We start from the raw sequence: 22,968 nt of genomic DNA on the forward strand, positions 1-22,968 counted from the left end.
TCAGTAGGCACAGCACCTTGGTCATGAGACCGACGGAGGAGGGCTCATGACCGAACTGAGCCAGGCGCAGCGGGCGCTGCTCACCCAGCGCCTCCGCCGGCGCGGCGGGTCGCGGCCGAGCATCCCCGCGCTGCCCGCCGACCGGCCCCCGCCCCTGTCGTACGCGCAGGAGCGGCTGTGGTTCATGGAGCAGTACGCCCCCGGCAACGCCGCCTACACGATCCCGCTGGTGCGGCGGGTGCGCGGGCCGCTCCAGGCCGACGACCTGGCGGCGGCGCTGCGGAAGGTCTGCGAGCGGCACCAGCCGCTGCGCACCCGCTTCCCCGTCGGCGCGGACGGGCAGCCGGACGTGCTGGTGTCGGAGGAGACCGAGGTCCCGCTGACCGTCGCCGAGGCCGGGTCCGTGGCGGCGGCGAGGGAGCTGGTGGGGCCGTTCCTGGCGGAGCCGTTCGACCTGGTGTCGGGCCCGGTCATGAGGGCGCTGCTGGTACGGCTGGCGCCCGGCGACCATGTGCTGGCGCTGGCCGTGCACCACATCGCGGCCGACGGCTGGTCGGCGAACATCCTGCTGCGCGAGATCCTGTCGTTCTGCACCGGCGGGACGGCACCCGACCTGCCCGTCACGTACGGGGACTTCGCCGCCTGGCAGCGCGGCCGTCCGGACGGCGACGTGGACCACTGGCGCGACCGGCTGGCCGGGCTGGAGCCCTTGGAACTCCCGACCGACGCGCCGCGGCCGCCCGAACTGACCTACGGCGGGGCGGCGCACCACTTCTCAATTGCGCCCGAGCTGGCCGGGCGGCTGGACCGGCTGGGCGGGGAGCACCGCGCGACGCCGTACATGGTGCTGCTGGCGGCCTTCGCGGTGCTGCTCGGGCGGTACGCGGGGCAGGACGACGTGGCGATCGGCTCGCCGGTGGCCGGGCGGGCGCTGCCCGAGCTGGACCACCTGGTCGGGTGCTTCGTCAACATGCTGGCGATGCGGGTGGACCTGTCCGGGGACCCGTCGTTCGCGGAGCTGCTGGGCCGGGTGCGTGACCTGGCCACGGACGCGTACTCGCACCAGGAGGTGCCGTTCGAGCGGCTGGTGTCGGAGCTGAACGTGCGGCGGGAGCCGTCCAGGTCGCCGGTGTTCCAGGTCATCCTCGCCATGCAGAACTACGGCGGCGAGCCGGAGCCGGGCCCGCTGACGCTGGAGGGGTTCGAACCGGGGGTGTGGGCGACGCGGTTCGACCTGGAGCTCTACACCGGGGGCGGCGGGTCGTTCCTGTTCGTCTACAACACCGCGCTGTTCTCCGCCGAGCGGATCGAGCGCATGGGCGGGCAGCTGGCCACGCTGCTGGAGGGGGTGGCGGCCGATCCGGCGGCGCCGGTGTCGGGGCTGGAGCTGCTGACGCCGGAGGAGCGGGAGGAGCGGCGGCGCTGGAACGACACGGCCGTCGACCTCGGCCCGCCGGGGCTGCTGCACGAGCCGGTCATGGCCGCCTCCGAGGCCGGGTCCGGGGCCGGGTCCGTGGCGGTGCGCCATCCCGGGGGCGCGATCACGTACGAGGAGCTGCGCCGCCGGGTGCGCGCGCTGGCCGCCCGGCTCAGGGCGGCCGGGGCGGGGCCGGGGCAGCTGGTCGCCGTCGTGATGGAGCGGGGCTGGGAGCAGGTCGTCGCGGCGCTGGCGATCAACGCGGCCGGGGCGGCGTACCTGCCGATCGACGCCGACCTGCCCGACCGGCGGCGCTTCGAGCTGATCGAGCGCGGCGAATGCGTGATCGCGGTCACGCAGCCCTGGCTGGACCTCTCCTGGCCCGCCGGGGTGACCCGGCTCGCCGTGGTCCCGGACGAGGACGCCCCGGCGTTCGGCTGCCCCGCCTCCCCCGGCGACCTCGCGTACGTGATCTTCACCTCCGGCTCCACCGGTGCCCCCAAAGGGGTGATGATCGAGCACCGGGCCGCCCTGAACACCGTCCGCGACCTCAACCAGCGCTTCCGCGTCGGCCCCGCCGACCGCTTCCTGGCGCTCTCGGCCCTGAGCTTCGACCTGTCCGTGTACGACGTCTACGGCGCGCTGGCCGTCGGTGCGACGCTCGTCATGGGCGACCCGGCCGCCGACAAGGACCCGGCCGCCTGGGCCCGCCTGGTGGAGGAGGAACGCGTCACCGTCTGGAACTCCGTGCCCGCCCTCATGGAGCTCCTGGTGGACCACGCCGAGCACGAGGGCACCGACCTCGGCTCCCTTCGCCTGGTCCTGCTGTCGGGCGACTGGATCCCGCTGACGCTCCCCGACCGCATCCGGGCCCTCGCACCAGGCGCCGAGGTCATCAGCCTGGGCGGCGCCACCGAGGGCTCGATCTGGTCCATCTCGTACCCGATCGGCCGGGTGGACCCGTCCTGGACCTCGATCCCGTACGGCCGCCCCCTCGCCAACCAGGCGTTCCACATCCTCGGCCCCGGCCTGCGGGACACCCCCGCGGGCGTGCCCGGCGACCTGTACATCGGCGGCGCGGGCGTGGCCACCGGCTACTGGCGCGACCCCGTGCGGACCTCCGCCTCCTTCCTCACCCACCCCCGCACCGGCGAGCGCCTCTACCGCACGGGCGACCTGGGCCGGTACACCTCCGACGGCGTCATCGAGTTCCTCGGCCGGGCCGACGCCCAGGTCAAGATCCGCGGCTACCGGATCGAGCTGGGCGAGATCGAGACCCACCTCGCCCGCCACCCCGACGTGACCGAGTGCGTGGTCACCACCGACGGGCAGGGCACGGGGGCGCAACTCGTCGCGTACGTGGTCACGCCCCGGCCGGACCCGGCGCGCCTGCGCGCCCACCTGGCCGAGACCCTGCCCGCGTACATGATCCCCGCCCGCTTCGTCGCCCTCCCCGGCCTCCCCCTCACGCCCAACGGCAAGGTGGACCGCCGCCGCCTGCCCGCTCCCTCCGCCGCCCCGGCCGGAACGCGCACCCCGCCGGAGACGGACACCGAGCGGCTGGTGAGCGCCGTCTGGGCAGAGGTGCTCGACGGGGCGGACTTCGGCGTCGACGACGACTTCTTCGACGTCGGCGGGCACTCGCTGCTGGCCATCAAGGTCGTGGCGCGCCTGCGCAGGCGGCTGCCGTCGCCGGTCGCGGTGGTGGACCTGTTCAAGCATCCGACGGTGCGCGAACTGGCCGCGTTCGCCGACGGCGCCGCCGCCGGGCCGCGCGGGCTGCTGCACGAGCTGACGCCGCGCCGCGCCCCGGGAGGTGGACACGCCGAGCTCACCTACGTCTGCGTCCCGTACGGCGGGGGCTCCGCGGTGGCCTACCAGCCGCTGGCCGACGCGCTGCCCGGCACGCATGCGCTGTGGGCGGTCGCGATCCCCGGCCACGACGTGGGGCTGGAGGAGGACCGGCTGCCTCTGGAGGAGGTGGCCGACCGGTGCGTGCGGGAGATTCTGGACAAGGTACGGGGACCGCTGGCGCTGTACGGGCACTGCGGGGTCGGGTCGGCGCTGACGGTCGCCATCGCGCGGCGGCTGGAGGCGGCCGGGCGGCGGCTCGAAGCGGTCTACATCGGGGCGATCTTCCCGTTCGCCCGGCCGGGGAACCGAGCTCTGTCGGCGCTGTCCCGGCTGGCCCGGCGGGAGTACCTGCGCAGCGACCGCAGCTACGCCAACTGGCTGACCTCGATGGGGCTCGACATGAGCGAGCTCGATCCCGGGCAGGCGCGGCACATCATCAGGAACATGCGCGAGGACACGGAGGCCGCGGAGGAGTATTTCACCGGGCTGTTCGAGAGCGCGGTGGAGCCGTTGCGGGCGCCGGTCATCAGTGTGGCGGGCGAGCGGGACCCGGCGACCGAGTACTTCGAGGAGCGGTATCGCGAGTGGCACTTCCTGAGTCCGACGGCCGCGGTGGTGGAGTTGGATGAGGCCGGACACTTTTTCCTGAAATATCGGGCGCAGGAGCTGGCCGAGATCGTCACCCGCACCCACCTCGCCCTGGATCCGGGCGAAACGGCGGCGGGCCCGAACTGGCGCCTACACGAAACCTCCCACCTCGCCCAGCCGACCGCGACCCCGAGCCCGAGCCCGAGCCCGACCTCGGCCCCGCTCAAGGCCTCCGCTGCGGGAGCGCAACCCAGCATGCGGCGGTTCCTGGCCGTCGCCGGGGGCCAGCTGGTGTCGATCATGGGCTCGGCGCTGACCGAGTTCGCCATCCCCATCTGGATCTATCTCACCACGGGCTCCCTGGCCCAGTTCGCCCTGCTCGCCGTCCTGGGTCTGGTGCCGGGCATGGTGGTGGCCCCGCTGGCGGGCGCCATCGTGGACCGGAGCGACCGCCGCACCGTGATGCTCGGCGGCGACTTCGCCGCGCTCGGCACGCAACTCCTGCTCGGCGTGCTGCTGTGGACGGGCAACCTGCAGACCTGGCACATCTACCCGCTGCTCGCGCTGCTGTCGGTGGCGCTCACGTTCCAGCGCCTCGCCTACACCTCGGCCGTGCCGCAGCTCGTGCCGAAGCGGCACCTCGGGCACGCGAACGGCATCGTGCAGATGGCCGGAGGAATGACGCAGCTCATCGTGCCGCTGGCGGCGGCCGGGCTGATGGCGGTCGTCGGGCTCGGGGGCATCCTGGTCCTGGACGTGGTCAGCTACGTGTTCGCGATCACCGTGACGTTGCTCGTGCGCTTCCCCAGGACGATGGCCTGGCGGCGCAAGGAGCCGGTCATGACGGAGCTGGTGGCCGGGTTCCGGTATTCGTGGGGGCAGCTCGGGTTCCGGCGGATGCTGCTGTTCTTCGCGGTCCTGAACGTGTTCCTGTCGCCGCTCTTCCTGATGATCTCGCCGCTGGTGCTGTCGTTCGCGGGGCTGCAGGACGTGGGGCGGATCTCGTTCCTGTCGGGGCTCGGGGTGCTGCTCGGCGGCCTGGCCATGACGGTGTGGGGCGGGCCCGGGCGCGGCCGGATGCGGGCCGTGCTCTGGTGCACGCTCGCGCTGGCCGCGTTCTGCCTGGTCACGGGGTTGCGGGCGGATCTGGTGCCGATCGGGGTCGGGGCGTTCGGGATGTCGTTGTGGGTGACGCTGCTCAACGGGGTCTACGCCACGATCGTGCAGGTGAAGGTGCCGCAGCGCTTCCACGGGCGGGTGTTCGCGCTCAACACGCTGATCGCCTGGTCGACGCTGCCGCTGGGGTTCGGGCTCGTGGCGCCGTACGGGGCCGCGGTGCTCGACCCGCTGCTCGCCCCGCACGGGCCGCTCGCCTCGACCGTCGGCGCGGTGATCGGGACCGGGGCGGGGCGGGGTGTGGGGCTGATGTACGTCCTGTTCGCGGTCGCGATGGCGGTGCTGGCGGTCGTGGCGCTGCGGTCGAAGCTGCCGGCGCTGGTCGACGACGCCGCCGACGCCGCCCCCGACGACCTGGTCGGCCTACAGTCCCTCGAACGACGCCGTCTCTAGGGCTTCCTTGACCGCCTGGAGGAACAGCACGGCGTCCCTGCCGTTGATCAGCCGGTGGTCGTAGGCCAGCCCGACCACCGCCACCGTGCGCTCGCCGTCGCGCTGCGGCGAGGTGAGCGCGAGGGCGCACGCCTGGCCCGGGAAGACGATGGGGACGGCCATGACGATGTCGGGGTCGTGGTGCAGGGTGACGACGATGTTGCCGCCGTCGAGCTGCTCCTGCCTGAACCCGCCGCGCTGCGCCAGCCTGCGGAACTCGGCCAGCTCCCCGGCGATCTCCTCGACGCCCTTGCGGTGCGCGTCCCGGATGACGGGCACGTACAGGCCGGTGCCGAGGTCGATCGTGACACCCACATGGGGCGCCTCGGGGACGGCGGCCGTGCTCTCGTCCACGAGGGCGGCGAAGCACAGCGGGAAGTCCCGGTGCAGGCGGGCCACGGAGGCGACAAGGAGGTCGGGGAGGCCGACGAGCTTGCGCAGCCGCTTGGTGAGGCCCCTGGCGGCTGCGGTGGCCCGGCCCACGTCCACTTTTATGGCGGTGTAGGCGGCGGGGATCGTCTGACGCGAAAGGCTCACCGTCCTCCCGACGGCCCGCTGATGAGGGCTCAGCCGCCGCACCGTCGTCGGCACCTCGCCCGGCGGCACGGCAACGGCGGGCGTCGCCGGCGGGCCGGGTGGGAGCGCGCCCGGCGCGACGAGGCGCTCGACGTCGGCACGCCGCACCACCTTCACGGGCAGGGCGTGCACGCGTGCGGGGTCGATGCCTAGCTCGTCGATGAGCGCCCGCGCGGGCGCCGTGATCAGCGGCACCCCAGCCGGCGGGGCGCCGGTGGAACCCGCCGAAGGGGCGCCAGTAGCCGCAGCGCCGCCGGAACCCGGCGCGGGCGGGGCCGGAGGGTCGCCGGGCTCCGACGTCGGCGAAGGTCCCGAAGCAGGCGCAGCCGGGGCGGGTGTGGGTGGGGCGGGGGCGGTGATGTGAGCGATGGGCTGGCCGGGGGCGCAGTCGGAGCCGGCCGGGATCAGGTGGGCCAGGACCCCGTCGTGCCCGCTGACCAGCTCCTCCACCGTCTTGGACGTCTCCACCGACGCCACCACGTCATCCCTGCCCACCGGCGCGCCATCCGCCACCAGCCATTCCAGCAGCACGTACGCCGAGTCGTTGGTGTTCAGCTTCGGCACCCGGATCTCAACCATCCAGCCCCTCCAGCACGGCACGGCAGATCGTGGAGTCCTGGACGAGCACCTCGCGCTCCAGGTGGGCGGCCGTCGGGATCACGCTGTCCGCCGAGCTGACCAGCCTGACCGGACGCCGGAGCCGCCCCCAGAGGCGGGTGTGGAGGCCGGCGGCCACGTGGTCGCCCCAGGTGCCGCCCGCGCTGCCGTCCTCCGCCACGCACACCAGCGGCGCCCGCCCGAGCACCGGCAGCAGCTCCGACGGGTCGAAGGGGTACAGGCGCGAGGGGACCAGCAGGACTCCGGCCAGGTCGTGGTCGAGCAGCAGAGTTCGCATGGCGGCCAGCGCGCGATGGGCGACCCCGCCGGGGGTGATCAGCACGTAGTCGAGATCGGCCGAGGGGATCTCCAGGCCGCCGGGTCCCCCCGTGTCGAGGCGGACCACCGCCACGTCGCCCACGAGTTCCCACCTGAACAGCTCGTCCACCTCGTACATCCACCGCGTGTAGAGCACCTTGTCCTCGAACAGCAGGCACGGCTCCCCCAGCGCGAGCATGCGGTCGAGCACGGCCCGGTTGTCGTGGAAGGGCGACATCTCGAACAGCGACAGCCCCGGGATCCCGATGAAATGCTTCTGCGGGCTCTGGCTGTGGGTGGGGCCGTAGCCGCGATGGCCGCCGGACGGGCACCGGATCACCAGCGGCAGGGGCACCCGGGTCCCGTACATGGTGACGGATTTGCTGGCGAAGTTGAGGATCTGGTCGAAGGCGAGCGCGGCGAAGTCGGCGAACATGATCTCCACGACCGCCCTGCCGCCCGCCAGCGCCAGCCCGGAGGCCGCGCCGACGATGGCGCCCTCGCTGAGCGGGGTGGTGAGCACGCGGTCGGGGAAGCGGGTGGACAGCCCTTTGGTGATCTTGAAGGCGCCGCCGTAGGGGTCGAGGAGGTCCTCCCCCAGGACGTACACGGAGGGGTCGTCCTCCAGGACGCCGTGCAGGGCGCCGTTGAGGTCCTCGCCGACCCGCGCACGCCTCCCTCGCACCCCGTGGACTGTCACGCCGCCGTCCAGACGGCCGGCGGCCGGGCGGCGACCTCGGCGGCGATCCGGTCGATCCGGGTACGGGCCGCCGCCTCGATCCCGGCGGACTGTACGGGGTGCGCGGCCCGGTAGGCGGCGTACCAGTCGACGCGGGGGAAGTCCGGCGGCCGGGTGTCGTCCCCCTTGCTGTGGGGGCCGAGGCGATGGGTGGCGAACTCCACGACCAGCGGGCCGGGCTCCGCCCGCATCCGGTCGACGAGAGGCGCCAGCCGGGCGCGGATTTCGTAAATTTCCGTAATATCCACCCGGTGATGCGCGACGCCGAACGCCCGCGCCCGCCCCTCCACCGTGCCCGCCATCTGCAGCCCGGTCGGCGTGGACTGGGCGATGCCGTTGTGCTCGACCACGACCAGCAGCGGGAGCCGCCAGAGCTGGGCCAGGTTGAGCGCTTCGTACACGGCGCCCTCGCCCCACGTGCCGTCGCCGAGGTAGACGCAGGCCAGCGTGCCCGGCTCCTGCCGCTTCAGCCGTAACGCGACCCCGGCCGCCACGGGCAGGCTCTGCCCCTGCACGCCGGTGGACAGGTAGCGGTCGCGCTTCAGGTGCTGGCTGCCGCCGACACCCTCGCAGATCGCCCCTTTCCTGCCCATGATCTCGGCCAGCAACCCCTCCGCGTCCTCGAACCTGGCCAGATAGTGGCCGTGGCCCCGGTGGTTGCTGAAGATCCAGTCGTTCTCGCGCAGGAGCGTGCGCAGGGCGACGGGGACGTACTCCTGGCCGAGGCAGGTGTGGGTGGTGCCGTTGAGCTCGCCCTGTTCGAAGAGCGCGAGCAGCTTCAGCTCGAAGAATCGGATCAGCAGTAACAGTGCCAGGTCGTCGTCAGAGAGTTTGTCCATTTGGTCTCTCGAGCACCAGGAGAACCTCCTGAAAGGCTAACAATCCCGATATTTCCCGTCCAGGGCGCCTCCAAGCCTCGCTGGAACGGTCCGATTCTTTCTCGAACGGATCCCTGACCGAGATCGCCGATCGTTACTCTGGCACCCGATCCACCGCCCCCATGACTGGAGCAGGCCGATGTTCGGGCGTTATCTGAGATCGCAACTGGTCGTCCTGCTCTGCGGAGGGCTGGTCGGGCCGATCTTCGTGATCGTCTACTTCGCGCTCGGCCCGGCCGAACGCGAAGAGATCCCGTGGATGTTCTACGTCGGGCTGGCGCTCACGGTGTCCGACGTAGTGATCGCGGTGGCTCTGGCCCGCCACGGCGCGAAGGCGGCCGCCAAGACCGCCACCCTGGAGCGGAACGGGGTGCTGGCGCTCGCCCGGATCACGGGCATGTCGGAGACCGGCACCAGGATCAACGGCCGGCCGCTGATCAAGCTCGGCCTGCGCATCGAGGGCCCGGGGTTCGCGTTCGACACCCAGGACCGCGTGCTGGCCGGCGTGACGCGGGCGGGCAACTTCAACGCGCGCAGGCTCGCCGTACTCGTGGATCCGGCCACGCACGAGCATCAGATCGACTGGGAGCGCAGCGCTCTGGTGAACGGGCTGGTGCCGGCGAAGTTCAGCCTGGCCGAGGACGGCAGGACCTACGACCTGAGCGGGCAGGCCGGCCCGCTGATGGAGATCCTCCAGCTCCTCAAGGCCAACGGCGTCCCGCTGAACGGCATGATGGACGTGCGCTCCAGGCCGGAGCTGCGTCAGCAGATCCAGGCCGTCGTGCGCCGGGCCGCCGCGCGACCGGCGGCCGGCGCCGCCTCGCCGGCGTTCCCGCCGCCCGAGCGGTCCGCCGCCCAGCGCCTGGAGGAGCTGGAGGCGCTCCGCACGACGGGGGCGATCACGGACGACGAGTACGCCGCCAAACGACGGCAGATCATCTCCGAGATCTGAGCTTGCTCACTTCGACAGGGTCTTCCAGGTGCCCGCGTACAGGCGGACGAGAGACGGCTTGGCAGACTTGGACTCCGAGCAGACCTGTGAGGCGGGCCAGGCGGCGGCCCTGGCGGTCAGGGCCACGGCGGCCTGGCGGGTGACGCCGTTCACCGTGACGGCGACCGTCACCTGCCCCTTCCGCAGCGCCGTCAGCGTCCCCGTCGAGGGGTCGAAGAAGGCCACGTGCCACGGCCTGACGCCCTCGCGGCCGCCCACGTGCAGGTTGGGCGAGCCGGACCACGCGGCCGAGACCGGGTAGGCGACGGGGACCGTCCTGCTCCCCTGCTTGACCGCCGCCGTCACCGCGCCGGGCGCGCCGATCGCGACCGTCGCGGAGGCGGTGAGCGTGAGGTCGTCCACGTGCGGCCGGACCTGCGTGCCGATCCAGTCGGGCGCGTCCGCGAACCAGTTCCGCCGCACGTGCTCGGCCTCGGCCTTCGTCACCGGGTCGACGCCCCACAGCGACCACCCGGTGAACCCGCCGTCGTCGGGCGCGGTGGCCGGGTTCTTGCCGGAGTTGCCGTTGATGAAGTACGGCACCGCGTCCACGTGCGAGGCGTGGAACGTCCCCACGTGCGCCCCGATGTACGCGGCCCCCTTGCCGGTGGTGCGCTGGAAGTCGGCCAGCCAGCCCTCCACCAGGGCCGCCTCCTTGCGGTCGCCGAGCTGGCTGCCCTTGCCGGGCGTCGGGTCGCGCGGCGGCACGTGGAACAGCACCGTCACCGAGCCCACCGACGCGTCGGCGGCGGCCTTGTCCAGCTGCGAGCGGAGCATGGCCACCTGGTCGTAGCCGCCGCCCCGCAGGTTCAGGCGCGAGGTGTCCAGGGTGATGAAGCGCGTGCCCTTGTGGTCGAAGGTGCCGTACGTGTCGCCGAAGACGGCCTTGAAGTTGTCGATCTTGCCGCCCATGACCTCGTGGTTGCCCGGAATGTAGTGATATTCCAGGGTTCCGCCGAGCTCCTCGTCGAGGATCTTCTTGGCCAGCGCGAAGTCCTCGGGCGACGCCTCGTCGACCAGGTCACCGTTGATCAGCAGGAAGTCCGGCTTGGCCGCCTTGATCTCGCGCAGCGTGCGGCGCGCGTTCTTGACGATCTCGCTGTCCGGGTCCCTGGCCACGAACTGCGCGTCCGACATGACCGCGAACCGCCACGGCATCCGGCCCACGTCCGCCTTGACCACCGGATCGGCGACCTTCGGCACCGCGGGGGCGGAGATCGACGGCGGCACCTTGGCCACCAGGCCGTCGATGAGGATCTCGTTGGCGTACTTCGCGTCCGCTTTGGTCTCGGCCACGTAGAAGCGCCGCAGCCTGAGCGGGTAGTTCACGCCCGGGGGCACGGCGAACTCGACGTACTTCCAGCCGGTCCACGTCATGTACGGCCCGCGCAGGATCTGCGACTGGCCGAGCGCGTCGTAGAACTCCAGGCTCGGCCACTCGCCCTTGCCGGTGGAGTTGATCCAGAGCCCGAACGCCTGCGGCTGGCCGTCCACCACGATCTGCTGCGGCGGGCTGGCATAGGCGGCCCGGGTCGCGGTCGAGGTGGTGAAGTCGTACGAGAGCTTGAGGCCGCCCCCGCTCTGACCGGGCGCGGCCGACAGCGAGCCGGTGGCGCGGGCCGCGGCGAACGTCCAGCCGGCCGCGTCCTCGAAGTCGGCGACCGGCTTCTCCTCGAACCCGACGGTCACCGGCACCGCCGCGTTGATCTTGCCGACCTTCGCGGTGATCAGGCCGGACCCGGTGGCCTTCTTGGCCTTGACGGTGAAGTAGCCGTGCTCGGCCGCGGTGACCTCGAGCAGGCTCTTGTCGTAGTCGAGCGTGAGGTCGGCGGGCTCGACGGGCGCGGAGTTGCCGTTGCGGTCGTATCCGACCACCCCGAACGTCGCCACACCGTCCGCGCCCGCCAGGCCGAGCCGGTCGGCGGTGATGCCGAGCCGCTGGAGCGGCTGCAGGACGGTCAGGTCGATGGTGCCCTTGGCGCCGCCGCGGGAGGCGGTGACGGTGGTCCGGCCGGGCACCAGGGCGTGGAATCTTCCGTCGCGGATCACGCCGTGCACGACCGGGTCGGCCCGCCACGACGGCGTTCCGGCGGCCGGGCCGTACGTCTCGTCGTATCCGGCGGCGGTCAGCCGGCGGGTGAGACCGGGGAAGACGCGGTCGGGGCGGCCACCCGCGACGGGCCCGACGCCGGGCGCCTTGGCGGGGTCGCTCGCGGTCTCCAGCCAGAAGCCCTTGAGCTTGCCGCTGCCCTCGGGCGCGTAGAGCGCGAGGCCGTTGGGCACGTGGCGCTCGCCGCCGTCGGAGGGGCTGTTCTCCACCTGGACGTCGGCGGAGCCGGGCTCGCGGGCGAGCATGGTGGAGGAGCCGCCGCCGTCCAGGTTGAGGGCGTTGGCGGCGCCGAGCTCGACCATCATGCCGGCGAGCTCGTTGAGCGTGACGCCGCGGCTGTCGGCCTGGCGGCCGTCCACGGTCAGCAGGTACATCTTCCTGCCGTCGGCCGAGAACCCGACGGCGGTGCGGGGGTGCGCGGCGGGGTCGGTGGAGTTCTGCACGACCCCGTCCTTGACCAGCACCCAGTTGCCGCCCACGGCCGCCTTGACCTGGCTGCCGTCCGACGGCTTCGGCTGGTACCTCACGTCCACGCGGTCGCCGGCCTTCAGGGCGGCCAGGGCGGTGGCCCCGGCGTCGCGGCCCAGCAGGATGGTGGTCCCGGCGGGGATGGGGCCGGTGCCGGCGGAGGTGCGTACCTCGGAGACCACCCCGTCGACCAGGACGACCTCGGCGACGGACGTGGCGCCCTCGACGGCGCGGGCCCGGTTGTACGAGCCCCACAGCGGCGTGAACAGCCCGACGCCGCCGCTCTTCACGATCTGGTTGAACTGGGTGAGCGCGATGGGCGAGCCGCCGGCCGGGGTGGCGGCGCCCTCGAAGTACATCTTGAGCACGCGGCCCAGGCCGTCGCCGGTGATCGCGACCGCGTTCTCGTGGCCCGCGACGGGCGACTGCACCAGCGAGCCGTTCTGCACGCCGATGCCCTGGGCGGCGCCGGAGTTGTTGATGTCGAAGAAGTCGCCGTTGACGGCCGCGACGGCGTGCGCGCGCTTGGCGGGCCCGGACAGCGGCTCGGTCCTGGACACCTCGCCGGAGTAGAGGTAGTCGGCCTTCGCGCCGCCGAGGTCGGCGGTGACCGCGTCCGCGCGCAGCCAGCCGAGCGCGTCGTAGGTGTCGAACGAGGTGAGCGAGATGCCCGGCGCCACCGGCCGGGTCCTCTTGGCCGTCTCCAGCCGCTGCTGCCCGGCGTCCTGGGCGAGCAGCGTGGAGGGGGGCGGGTAGGACGACGCCTTGAGCGCGTCCTCTGCGGGGGGCGCGGGATCGGCCTGCGCGGGGGCCGCGGCCAGGGCGAGAGGGCCTAACGCCAGCACCGACGCTGTCAGGATTCTGAGGGACTGCACGACCGAACTCAATCGCTCGTGGATATAACTTTCAAGACTTAGGAGTGAACTAAAAGAAAATTTCAGATCTTGTCGGCGCTCGACCGGGCTTGCAGGATGGTACGCGTGGATCGAGAGGCGCTCTACCGCGACCCGTATCCCGTCTACGCCAGGGCCCGCGCCGCCCCTGGGCTGACGTTCGTCGAGGAGCTGGACGCCTGGCTGGTGGCCCGGCACGCCGACGCGCGCGAGGTGCTGGGGCGCCCGGACGACTTCTCCTCCAAGGGCGCGCTGCGGCCCGACGTGATCCCGGGCCCGCGGGCGTTCGCGGAGCTGGCGGGCGCGCCCGGCACCGCCCCGGTGGTGCTGAGCACGGACGGCGAGGCGCACGCGCGCTACCGCCGGCCGCTCACCCGCGGCCTGTCCCCGGCCAGGGTGGCGGCGGCGCTGCCGTTCGTCCGGGCGACGGCGGAGGAGCTGGTCGCGTCGTTCGCGAAGGCGGGCCGCGTGGAGTGGATGTCCGGCTACGCCAGGCTGCTCCCGGCCGCGGTGATCGGGCGCCTGCTCGGCCTCGACCCGGCCGACGTGCCCGCCGCGATCCGGGCCGGCAACCGGGCCGAGGACCTGCTGTTCACGCCGATGCCGGAGGACGAGCAGGTCGCCGCGGCCCGCGAGGTGGCCGCGTTGCGGCACCTGTTCGACGCGCACGCGGCCCGGTCGCGGACGGCGGAGAGCCTGACCGGGGAGCTGTCGCGCGGCCTGGCCCCGGGCCCCGGCGAGCCGACGCCGGAGCAGCGCGACGAGATCGTGGCCAACACGCAGAACGTCATGCTGGCCGGCCACCTGACCACGACCGCGCTGCTGGGCACCGTCGTGCACCGCCTGCTGCGCGAGCGCGGCCAGTGGGAGCTGCTGTGCGAGCGGCCGGAGCTGGCGGGGGCGGCGATCGAGGAGGCGGCCAGGTACGAGGCGCCCGTGCAGGGCTTCCGCCGCACCGTCACCAGGCCGCTGGAGCTGGCGGGGACCGCGCTCGGCGAGGGCGAGACGGTGTTCGTGTCGTTCGGCTCGGCGGGGCGGGACGAGGCGGTGTTCGAGCGGCCGGACGAGTTCGACATCGCGCGGGAGCCGGCGCGGCACCTGTCGTTCGGGCACGGCGTGCACGGCTGCCCGGGCGCGCTGCTGGCCCGCGAGCAGCTCAAGGTCACCCTTGAGCTGCTCGTGCGCGAGCTGCCCGGCCTACGTCTCGCCGGCGAGGACGTCGTCATGGCGGCCACGCTCATCCACCGGGCCCCCGAGGAGCTCCACCTCGCCTGGTGAGTCCGGCTCCCCCGCCGAGCGCACGCCCGCGTGCAGCACCAGCGGCACGGCCAGCGCGACCGCCATGGACAGCACGGCCGTGCCCGAGTCGTTGACCAGCATGCCGACCACGCCGCTGACCAGCGCGCCGACGAGCCCGGCCCGCAACATGGGCGCCCGCGCGAACGCCCTCGGCACGATGCCCGCGCTGATCTGCCCGGGCCGCAGCACGGCGAAGATCAGGAACGCCAGGCCGGCCAGCACGATCGGCATGAGGTTCGGGGAGAGCATGGTGTTCAGCATCGCGCCCAGCTTGCGCCCGATCATGGGCAGGAACGTCCCGTCGATCACCTGCCCCACGAACCGCCCCAGGTGCGTCTGCGAGGCGGGCGGGCGCAGGTGGTCGAGCACCGCGATGATCGACACCGCCACCCCGCCCAGCACGCAGAACGCGCCCAGCTTCAGCACCGACACCCGCTTGCCCGCGACGAGCAGCGCGGTCACCGCGATGCCCGGCACGAACGCGATCACGCCGCCGAAGTCGCTGCCGACGCCGGGCCAGCCCGCCAGCAGCATCGCCACCACGCCGAGCCCTGTCACCCCGGCCACGGCCAGCCGCTTGCGGCCGAGGCGGACGAGGTGCTCCGCGGCCACCGCGGTCGCCATCAGCACGGCCGTGGCCAGCAGCGCGAACGGGATGTTCGCCAGGCCGTAGTAGCGCCCGCCGACCACGGCGGTGTAGCCCATCAGGCTGTTGAACTGCAGCGTCGTCCCGGTCAGCAGATCGCCCACGAGCACGGCGGCGGTGATGGCCGCGACGGCGGCGGGCGGGCCCAGCGGGTCGCGCCGCCACGGGCCGCCGAGCGCGACGGCCGCGATGATCGCCGTGCTCACCAGCACCCCGCCGATCAGCGTCGGCACGGGGTACGGGCTGCGCTCCCACGGCACCAGGTTGACCGCGTACGTGGAGACGGGGACGGAGGCCAGCACGATGGCGGCCACGCCCACCGCGCCCAGCCGCCTGCGCCTGGACAGCAGGAAGTAGGCCAGGGCGTAGAAGGCGACCTGGAGGATGGCGAAGCCGGTGAAGAACAAGCCGGTCGTGCCGCGTACGGCGGTGCCCTTGAGGTCGGCCCTGCGCAGGTCGTCGATCGTGGTGCGCTCGCCCAGCCGCCACTGCAGCCCGATCACGGTGGAGGGCGCGGCGATGCCCGCCGCGTTGAGCAGCGTGGGCGTGATGTCGGGCAGCACGACGATGTCCGCGCGCCTGGTGGAGTTGGCCCCCACGGACGGCCCGGCGACCTCGCCGCCCGGCGCGGCCGCCATGCCCGGGCGATGCCACATCGCCACGCGCAGGTGCGGCACCAAGCCGTGATCGCCGATCCCGGCCAGCACGATCTCGGTGTCAGGGGGCAGCTTGTCCAGCGCCGCGCCGACCTTGGCGTCGGCCTCGCGGACCAGGGCGCGCCGCCGATCCGGGGCGAGCAGCTCGGGCTCCAGCGGCAGCTTGCCGTCCACGATGTACGGCTTCACCAGCACGTCGACGTCCACGGCCAGCATCCGGCAGCGGCTCCAGTCAGCCAGCCCCGCGGGCTCGGCCGCGTACAGGTCGACCTTGCCCTCCCGGTCGGCCAGGGCCAGCGCCGCGCCCGGCCCGACGGCGGCCGTGCACTGCCCGGCGGCGTGCACGGCGTTCCCCAGCGTGCCCGCGTACGTCCCGTCACGCAGCTGCAGCAGCCCCGCGACCTCGGAGACCACGGCCCCCGACCCCTGGACGACCGGCTCCGGCGACATCCCGCACCGGCGCCCGACCGCCGAGCGCACGCCGGAGGCCACGGTCAGCCACCCGTCGTACGCGCAGGTCACGGTGCCCACGGCCTTGACCGACAGGGACCCGATCCCGCTCTGCCCGGCCAGCCGCCACAGCCGGGGCGTGTCGGCCGGGTCGAGATCGCTCCACATCAGCCCCGGCACCCCGATGAACGCCACCCGCCCGCCGGCGTCCTCCCGCGCCCCCTGCGCCGCCTGCGCCGCCGCCTGGGCGGGCGGGGCCGTCCACCACAGGGCGGACGACACCAGCAGCAACAGCACCCATCTCACCGAGCCAACCCCCGCTCTTGTTGGGAAACGCCCGAAACCCTACCGGGCCGGGAGCTCGGGCGAGGGCCTTCCGACGATCAACCGGCTCAGCGCCTCGTCGTACTCCGGGTCGAGCCAGTAGTCCGAGTGCCAGCGCGCCTGGGGCAGCGGCTCGCCGGGGACGGGACGGGGCGGGTCCCAGCAGAACCGGTCGACGCCGTTCAGGGGGCCGTTCAGGGGGCCGTTCAGGGGGCCGTTCAGGGGGCCGTTCGGGGTGCCGGAGGCGGGAGCCAGGGGGTCGACGCGGCCGAAGACGGGCCCGCCGATGGGGTCGCTCAGCCGGTAGAGGTTGTACCAGGGGACGGCCTCCCGTACGGCCGACAGCCCGGCGGAGCCGAAGTAGGCGGGGAAGAAGGCGGCGTACAGGCGGCGCAGCGGCGAGCCGTGGGTGATCATCCTGACCCGGGCCCGCGCCTCGGGCCCGAGCTGCAGCACGAGGGCGGCGGTGATGACGCTCCCCTGGCTGTGCCCGGACAGGACCACCTCGTCCCGCTCGGTCCTGGACAGCCGGCCCACGCGGTCGATCAGCTCGGGGATGACGCGTTCGGTGTAGCAGGGCGGGGCCAGCGGGTGGATGGCCCGGGGCCAGAAGGTGGAGATGTCCCAGAGGATTCCGATCGTGCGGCGCAGGCCGGAGTCGTAGTACGTGCGGCGGCCGAGGAAGACCAGGCCGACGACGACCGCCGTCATGGCCCAGCTCCCGAGCGTGGCGAGCAGGCCCACGATCCCGCCGCCCGGGGTGAACAGGTGGAACTGGTAGATCACGGTGGCCGCGGCGAACCCGGCGACGCCGATCCCGGTCAGCACGGCCAGTACGAGGCCGGCGCGGTCGGTCAGCGCGGCGAGCGCCCATTTCTCCGCCACCGCGCCGCCGTCGCGCTCGCCGTAGAGGGGCGTCAGCTCGGTGGTCAGCCGGCCGGCCTCGGAGCCGCGGATCGCGTACAGGACGATCGCCAGGGCCACGAAGCCGACCGCCAGCAGCGGCACCAGCGCGGCCGTCCACCACACCGGGTCGTCGAGGAAGAGCTTCCTGTCGAGCGGCTCAGGGGAGGCGGAGGTGCCCGGGACGCCGAAGAACGTGGCGGTCCAGAACAGCAGGCCGAGCGCCAGCACGTTCGCGCTGCCCGCGGCCACCATCAACGCGAACCACGCGGCGATCCCGCCCATCGCCCGCGGCTCGCCGGAACCGCGGTCCATCCAGGCCAGCACGCAGGTGGCGACCAGGATGAACGCGCCGATCCCGACCGTGAGCGCGAACTGGAACGTCCCCACTCCCACGCCGGGAAGCTGCCGCGCGGGCGGGCCCGGCTCCATCCCCACCAGCGCGGTCCCGAGCGTGGCCAGGCACGTCAGCGGCGCGAGCACGCGCAGCGCCCGGCAGGCGAACGTGAGCCGGCCCGGGATCGTCTCGTCCGAGCCGGGGTCCAACCGCCGGGCGATCGACGGCAGCGCGGCGAGCACCATGGCGGCCAGTTGCAGGCCAGCGTTCGCGACGGTCAGGGCGAGCCCCGGCGTGGTGCCCGCGAAGGGCGCGGACACGGCCACGCCGATCGAGGCGATCGCGAAGCAGACGTGCACGACCCGCAGCCGCCAGACCGGCGCCCGGCCGTGCCACAGCCGCGGCTGAGCCAGCGGCAGATCGATGCCGGGCCCGCCGTCGGGCGGCAGGGGCGTGCTCTCGTCGCGCTGCCAGGTGCGCCGGGCGATCCACCACAGCAGCACGACGACCAGTAACGGGATCAGGGCGGTGACCGCCAGCCGCTTGGACGGCTCGTTCCCCCACAGCGCGCCCAGCCAGTGCACCCACACGGGCGCGGTGTCGTAGGTGCAGGCCCGCCCGGCCGCGGTGCACTGCCAGCCGACGAGGTCCACGCTGGCCCGGGTGACGGCCCCGACGAGGGTGCCTGTCAGCAGCAGGGCGAACAGCCGCTGCGCGGCCTCGGTGACGTGCCGCAGCCCCGTGCCGCGCCGGGGCCGGGGGAGCATGAAGTACGACAGGTTCGCCAGCGCGAACGGCAGCAGGAGCAGCCACAGCGCGATCGTCCTGCCGCCGGAGGTGAGGCCGCCCCAGGCGTAGGCCTCCCGGTGACTGGCCTCCGGCACGTCCGCGTGCTCGCCGTCCGGCCGCCCCTCGGTCCACCAGCGCCGGTAGAACCCGGTGGTGCCGTCGCCGGCGACGAGCCAGGGGTGGGGGTGGTTCAGCATGCCTTCGGGGGGTGTGCCGGAGACGCCGTGGACGCGTAGCTCGGTCACACCCGAGCGGGTCTCGTCGAGGAATCCGTCCATGGCGCCATGATCCGCCGCAAGGCTCATCACGTACAGTCACGAGAATGTCACACATTCCGGGCGGGAGTCTTACGAGACGGTGACGCCCAGAAGATGCCCGAGCCCGAACGTCACGGCGGCGGCGCCCGCGCCCAGCGCGAGCTGGCGCACCCCGCCCAGCCACCATGGCCGCGCGGTCATGCGCGCCACCGCCGCCCCGAACCCGAACAGCGCCAGCACGCTCACCACCATGGCGACGACCAGCCCGGACGCCCCGAACAGGAACGGCACCAGCGGCACCAGCGCCCCGGCCGCGAACGCGCAGAAGGACGACGCGGCGGCCACGTACGGCGAGGGCAGGTCGTCGGGGTCGACGCCCAGCTCCTCCCGCACGTGCACCCGCAGGGCCTGCTCGGGATCGGCCGACAGCCCCTCGGCCACCCGCCGCGCAAGGTCCGCGTCGAGCCCCTTCGCCCGGTACATCGCCGCCAGCTCCGCCTGCTCGCCCTCGGGATTGCGGGCCAGCTCCCGCCGCTCGACGGCGATCTCCGCGCGCATCAGCTCCGCCTGGGACTTGACCGAGGTGTACTCACCGGCCGCCATGGAGCAGGCGCCCGCGATCAGCCCCGCGACCCCGGCCACCACCGCGCCGCGCCCGGCCCCGGCCGCGCCCACGACTCCGGCGATCAGCGCGAGGTTGGACACCAGCCCGTCCATCGCCCCGAAGACTGCGGGACGCAACCACCCACCGGTGACGTCGCGGTGACTGTGGTGCTTCTCCGGGACATAAGGGTGAGTCAGCTCAATAGTCACTAAAGTGCCCTCCATTCCCAATGTTTCACCAGGAATGTAGACACAGTTGCTCAAGATCCGCAACGAAGGGGAGGCTTCCCTGACCTGCGAAGAAGCCCGATCAGGGCGCCCGTCGACCGGGCGCCGCTGAGAAACCGGTCAGGCGTGGACCGGGGCCGGAGCGGTCTGCTCCGGGGTGCGGATGAGGGCGGCGCAGTCGTCGATCGACTCTTCCAGCAGGCGGCGCAGCAGTGCGTCCGGGTCGGTGATGCAGGCCTGGACGATGCCCACCACCGACAGCTGGACCGCGTTGGGCGCCGCGTACCGGCGAAAGCCCTTCTCCGTGATCCTGGCCGCGCGGCTGAAGCGCCTGGCCTGCTCGGCCGCGTGCGGCACCTCCTCCATCGCCCGGCGGCTCTGCTCGCTCAGGCGCCCCGACGGGCCGCCTTCGAGCCTGGCGAGCATCTCCTCGGCCGCGAGCACCGACACCGCCAGCGCGAGCTGGCGTTCGGCCGCCGCCACCGGCAGGGCCGTCGTGGCGCAGCGCAGCGCGATGCGGGCGTCCACCCTCAGGTCGTCGCTGGCCAGGCCGATGATGGACGGGACGAGGTGGACGAGCCGGGCGCGGCTTTCGTCGCTGGTGTTGTCGTTGACCAGGCGGGCGAGTGCGGCCAGCAAGGGGTGGGTGCAGGCCGGATGGTCGCTCCACCGTTCTCCGGCCAGGTAGGAGGCCAGTTCCATGAAACAGGCACCGCGTTTCGGATTGCGGTGTCTGCCGCGGGACAGGACCGGCATGTGATCAAGGTGATAGTCCACGGGTGCTCCACTGCTCCACGCGATCGCCGTCAATCCAGTCTGCGCTGTCGCGACCGCCAACGCCAGTGATGTACTTTCTTGGTGCTAAATGTTCCCCCTACCCGAGCTGTCCCACCTCTATCCGGTGCCGGTTTTGGCGACGAACACCGCCACCGTGCGGGCCGGGACCGTGAGCGTGCCGGTGTCCGGGGCGAAGGCCGACTCCCGGACCACCGGATCGCCGGAGGCGGCCTGCACGGGGTGCAGCGTCACCGCCGGCCCGGCCAGCCGCTCCATCGGCTGGGCCTGCGTGGACGGGGTGGCGTTGAACACCACGGTGACCGACGACCAGCGCGGGTCCAGCCCGGACGTGTCCACGTGCATCGCGATCACGCCGTCCGCCGAGTCGGCGAACGTCAGCCGCTCGCGCACCTCGGACCCCAGCGCGAACGCCGGCGTCGAGGCCCGGATCCGCAGCAGTTCCCCGAACCTGGCCCGGCAGTTGCCGATCTCCGCGCAGCCGGGAACCAGGGCCGGGTCTGCCAGCAGCGGCCTCGCGTAGGGCCACCTGGCCTCGTTGTCGGCCCTGGGCGGCAGCCCGCCGCCGAACCCGTTGCCCTGGGAGCAGTCCCACAGCAGCCGGTTGAACCAGTCGCCGGAGTCGTAGGAGTTGCGGTCGAGGGACTTCGAGCGCAGCCGCTCGCTGCCCGCGTGCACGAACGCCGCCCCCTGCGCCAGCAGCACGGTGGCCAGCGACAGCACCTGCATGCGCACCCGGTCGGCCATCGGCGTCGGCTGCGGCAGCTTGTACGCCAGCGCGTCGAACAGGGTCTCGTTGTCGTGCGCGTCCACGTACGTCACGGTCTCGCCGGGCTCGGCCGCGTACCCGGCGGGTGAGCCGTTGTAGTCGATCTCCGCGCCCGTCTTCCCGGAGGGCAGCACGTAGTCGCGCAGGTTCCCGGCCAGCCCTAGCTTGATCAGGTCGGTGTAGCCGGCCAGCCGGGCCCGCTGCTGCTCGGCCGTGCCGTTGGCCGGGGAACCGTTCGGCGCGCCCGCCAGGCCCGAGCCGAACCCCTGCGCGCGCGGGTCGGCGTCGAAGGTGCTGCCGCCGCGCACCGCGTCCCGCAGCCGGTCGTTGAACGTGCCGATGCCGGTGCCGGCCAGGTTGGCCTGCGTGGCCTGCTCGAACCTGGCGCCGTCGGCCACCTCGCCGAAGTTCCAGCCCTCGCCGTACAGGATGATCGACCTGCCGTCCACGCCGTCCACGGCCACGGTCAGCTCGTCGAGGGCGCGCCGGACGGCGAGGATGTTCGCCTTCGGGTGGTGGCCCATGAGGTCGAAGCGGAAGCCGTCGATCTTGTACTGGCGCGCCCACGTGACGACCGAGTCGACCACCAGCCGGCCCGTCATCGTGTGCTCGGGCGCGGTGTTGGGGCAGCAGGTGGAGTCGGCGACCGTGCCGTCCTCCAGCAGGCGGTGGTAGTAGCCGGGCACGATCGGGTCGAGCACGCCGGTGGAGTGGGTGTGGTTGTAGACCACGTCCATCACCACGCGCAGCCCGGCGCCGTTGAGCGCGGCGACCATGGCGCGGAACTCCTTGATCCGCTCGTCGGGGTCGGTCGCGTACGAGCCCTCGGGCACCGTGTGGTGCAGCGGGTCGTAGCCCCAGTTGAAGGAGTCGGTCGCGGCCGTGCGCGCCACGCACTCCTGCTGCCGCTCCGAGTCGGGCGGCAGCGCGGCGAAATCGCAGTCCGGCTCGGTCCGGTCGGCCCCGCGCTCGGGCACCGTGGCGAAGTCGAACACCGGTAGCAGGTGCACGTGCGTCAGCCCGTCCTCGGCCAGTGCCCGCAGCTCCCGCATCCCGGCGGAGTCGAGGCCGAAGGCCGCGTACGTGCCGCGCAGCGCGGCCGGGACGGTGAGGTCGGAGGCCGAGAAGTCGCGCACGTGCAGCTCGTAGATCGTCGCCCGGTACTGGGGGACGGCCGGGGGCTTGGCCAGCCGGTCCCAGCCGGGCGGCTTGAGCGCGGGGCCGTCGAGGTCGGCGAGCCTGGCGCGCCCGCCGTCCGGGGTCACGGCCGGTCCGTACGGGTCCGTGACCTCGCTCGTCCCCGAGTGGTGCGTGACCAGGAACGTGTACTCTCGGCCCCACCACGTCGGCAGCCCGCGCACCGACCAGACGCCGGTCTCGTCGTCGCGCCGCATCGGATGCACTGTGCGGCCCGGACCGTACAGGACCAGCGCGACCTCGCGGGCGGTCGGCGCCCACAGCGACAGCCTCGGGGTCGTCCGCCCCGAGGGACCGAGCGGGGCGGTGGCCGCCCCGGCGTAGAGGTCGTCGAGCACGCCGGGGATCTGCACGCCCGTCTCCGCCACGAGCTCGCCCGAGCCGTCCCGCGCCACGGCCACGACCCGGTCGCGCAGCGCCTCGCGGACGAGTCCGGCGTCTCGCGGGTCCACCTTCAGCGCGGTGTGCGACGCCAGGTGCGGCCACGCGTTCCGCTGCTCCTCGCTCAGCGTGCCGGGCGACAGCCGGATGACCCGCGGGTCGTCCTCGCCGCCGCAGGCCAGGGAGTGGTCGAGCGACGGGTCGACCTGCCACGCGACCGTGTCGCGGTCGATCCAGTGGGCCCTCGCCCCGCCCTCGCGGATCACGACGCTTTGCAACCCTTTCTGGAAATTTCCG

General features: G+C 73.1%; 12 protein-coding genes. 3 read left to right on the forward strand and 9 right to left on the reverse strand.

All coding sequences use genetic code 11. From position 1 onward, the window contains the following. Window positions 1-46: 46 nt before the first annotated feature. Complete coding sequence (locus ACIBQ1_RS16075; protein WP_397278082.1) at window positions 47-5,428, forward strand: amino acid adenylation domain-containing protein; 5,382 nt, start codon at window positions 47-49, stop codon at window positions 5,426-5,428. On the opposite strand, the gene ACIBQ1_RS16080 is transcribed toward ACIBQ1_RS16075, so the two are convergent. From ACIBQ1_RS16080 to ACIBQ1_RS16090, 3 genes are read right to left on the reverse strand one after another with little or no spacing between them, the layout of a single operon-like run. Beyond that, entirely contained in the window at window positions 5,399-6,622 is a 1,224-nt protein-coding gene (locus ACIBQ1_RS16080; protein ID WP_397278084.1) for a 2-oxo acid dehydrogenase subunit E2, read from the reverse strand. The genes ACIBQ1_RS16075 and ACIBQ1_RS16080 overlap by 30 nt on opposite strands. Beyond that, on the reverse strand, window positions 6,615-7,643 hold the full coding sequence (locus tag ACIBQ1_RS16085) for an alpha-ketoacid dehydrogenase subunit beta (protein WP_397278086.1): 1,029 nt from the start codon (window positions 7,641-7,643) through the stop codon (window positions 6,615-6,617). Before ACIBQ1_RS16085 ends, ACIBQ1_RS16080 begins: the two co-directional genes overlap by 8 nt. Before the next feature lie 11 nt (window positions 7,644-7,654). Continuing rightward, entirely contained in the window at window positions 7,655-8,536 is an 882-nt protein-coding gene (locus ACIBQ1_RS16090) for a thiamine pyrophosphate-dependent dehydrogenase E1 component subunit alpha (protein WP_397278087.1), read from the reverse strand. A 178-nt stretch (window positions 8,537-8,714) separates the two neighbouring features. Here ACIBQ1_RS16090 and ACIBQ1_RS16095 point away from each other — a divergent pair, with 178 nt between their 5' ends. After that, entirely contained in the window at window positions 8,715-9,527 is an 813-nt protein-coding gene (locus ACIBQ1_RS16095) for a hypothetical protein (protein WP_397278088.1), read from the forward strand. Window positions 9,528-9,533: 6 nt separating this feature from the next. Here ACIBQ1_RS16095 and ACIBQ1_RS16100 read toward each other — a convergent pair whose 3' ends face one another. After that, on the reverse strand, window positions 9,534-13,019 hold the full coding sequence (locus tag ACIBQ1_RS16100; RefSeq protein WP_397278089.1) for a phosphodiester glycosidase family protein: 3,486 nt from the start codon (window positions 13,017-13,019) through the stop codon (window positions 9,534-9,536). Window positions 13,020-13,124: 105 nt separating this feature from the next. On the opposite strand from ACIBQ1_RS16100, the gene ACIBQ1_RS16105 reads away from it, so the two are divergent. Continuing rightward, window positions 13,125-14,315, forward strand: coding sequence for a cytochrome P450 (locus ACIBQ1_RS16105; protein WP_397278091.1), 1,191 nt, complete (start codon window positions 13,125-13,127; stop codon window positions 14,313-14,315). Here ACIBQ1_RS16105 and ACIBQ1_RS16110 read toward each other — a convergent pair. The 5 genes from ACIBQ1_RS16110 to pulA form a co-directional block, all read right to left on the reverse strand. Next, a complete protein-coding gene (locus ACIBQ1_RS16110; protein WP_397278093.1) occupies window positions 14,235-16,394 on the reverse strand; it encodes a hypothetical protein in 2,160 nt (719 codons plus the stop codon). The genes ACIBQ1_RS16105 and ACIBQ1_RS16110 overlap by 81 nt on opposite strands. Window positions 16,395-16,433: 39 nt before the next feature. Then, window positions 16,434-18,719 (reverse strand): hypothetical protein, encoded by a 2,286-nt coding sequence (locus ACIBQ1_RS16115; protein ID WP_397278095.1) that lies wholly within the window; start codon window positions 18,717-18,719, stop codon window positions 16,434-16,436. Between the two features lie 69 nt (window positions 18,720-18,788). Next, complete coding sequence (locus ACIBQ1_RS16120; protein WP_397278097.1) at window positions 18,789-19,511, reverse strand: VIT1/CCC1 transporter family protein; 723 nt, start codon at window positions 19,509-19,511, stop codon at window positions 18,789-18,791. Between the two features lie 138 nt (window positions 19,512-19,649). Continuing rightward, window positions 19,650-20,231 (reverse strand): hypothetical protein, encoded by a 582-nt coding sequence (locus ACIBQ1_RS16125; RefSeq protein ID WP_397278099.1) that lies wholly within the window; start codon window positions 20,229-20,231, stop codon window positions 19,650-19,652. A 192-nt stretch (window positions 20,232-20,423) separates the two neighbouring features. After that, window positions 20,424-22,937, reverse strand: a complete 2,514-nt coding sequence (gene pulA / locus ACIBQ1_RS16130; RefSeq protein ID WP_397278101.1) for a pullulanase-type alpha-1,6-glucosidase — start codon at window positions 22,935-22,937, stop codon at window positions 20,424-20,426. Between the last annotated feature and the right edge of the window lie 31 nt (window positions 22,938-22,968).

Source organism: Nonomuraea sp. NPDC050153 (assembly GCF_044460125.1).
Classification (GTDB): Bacteria; Actinomycetota; Actinomycetes; order Streptosporangiales; family Streptosporangiaceae; genus Nonomuraea.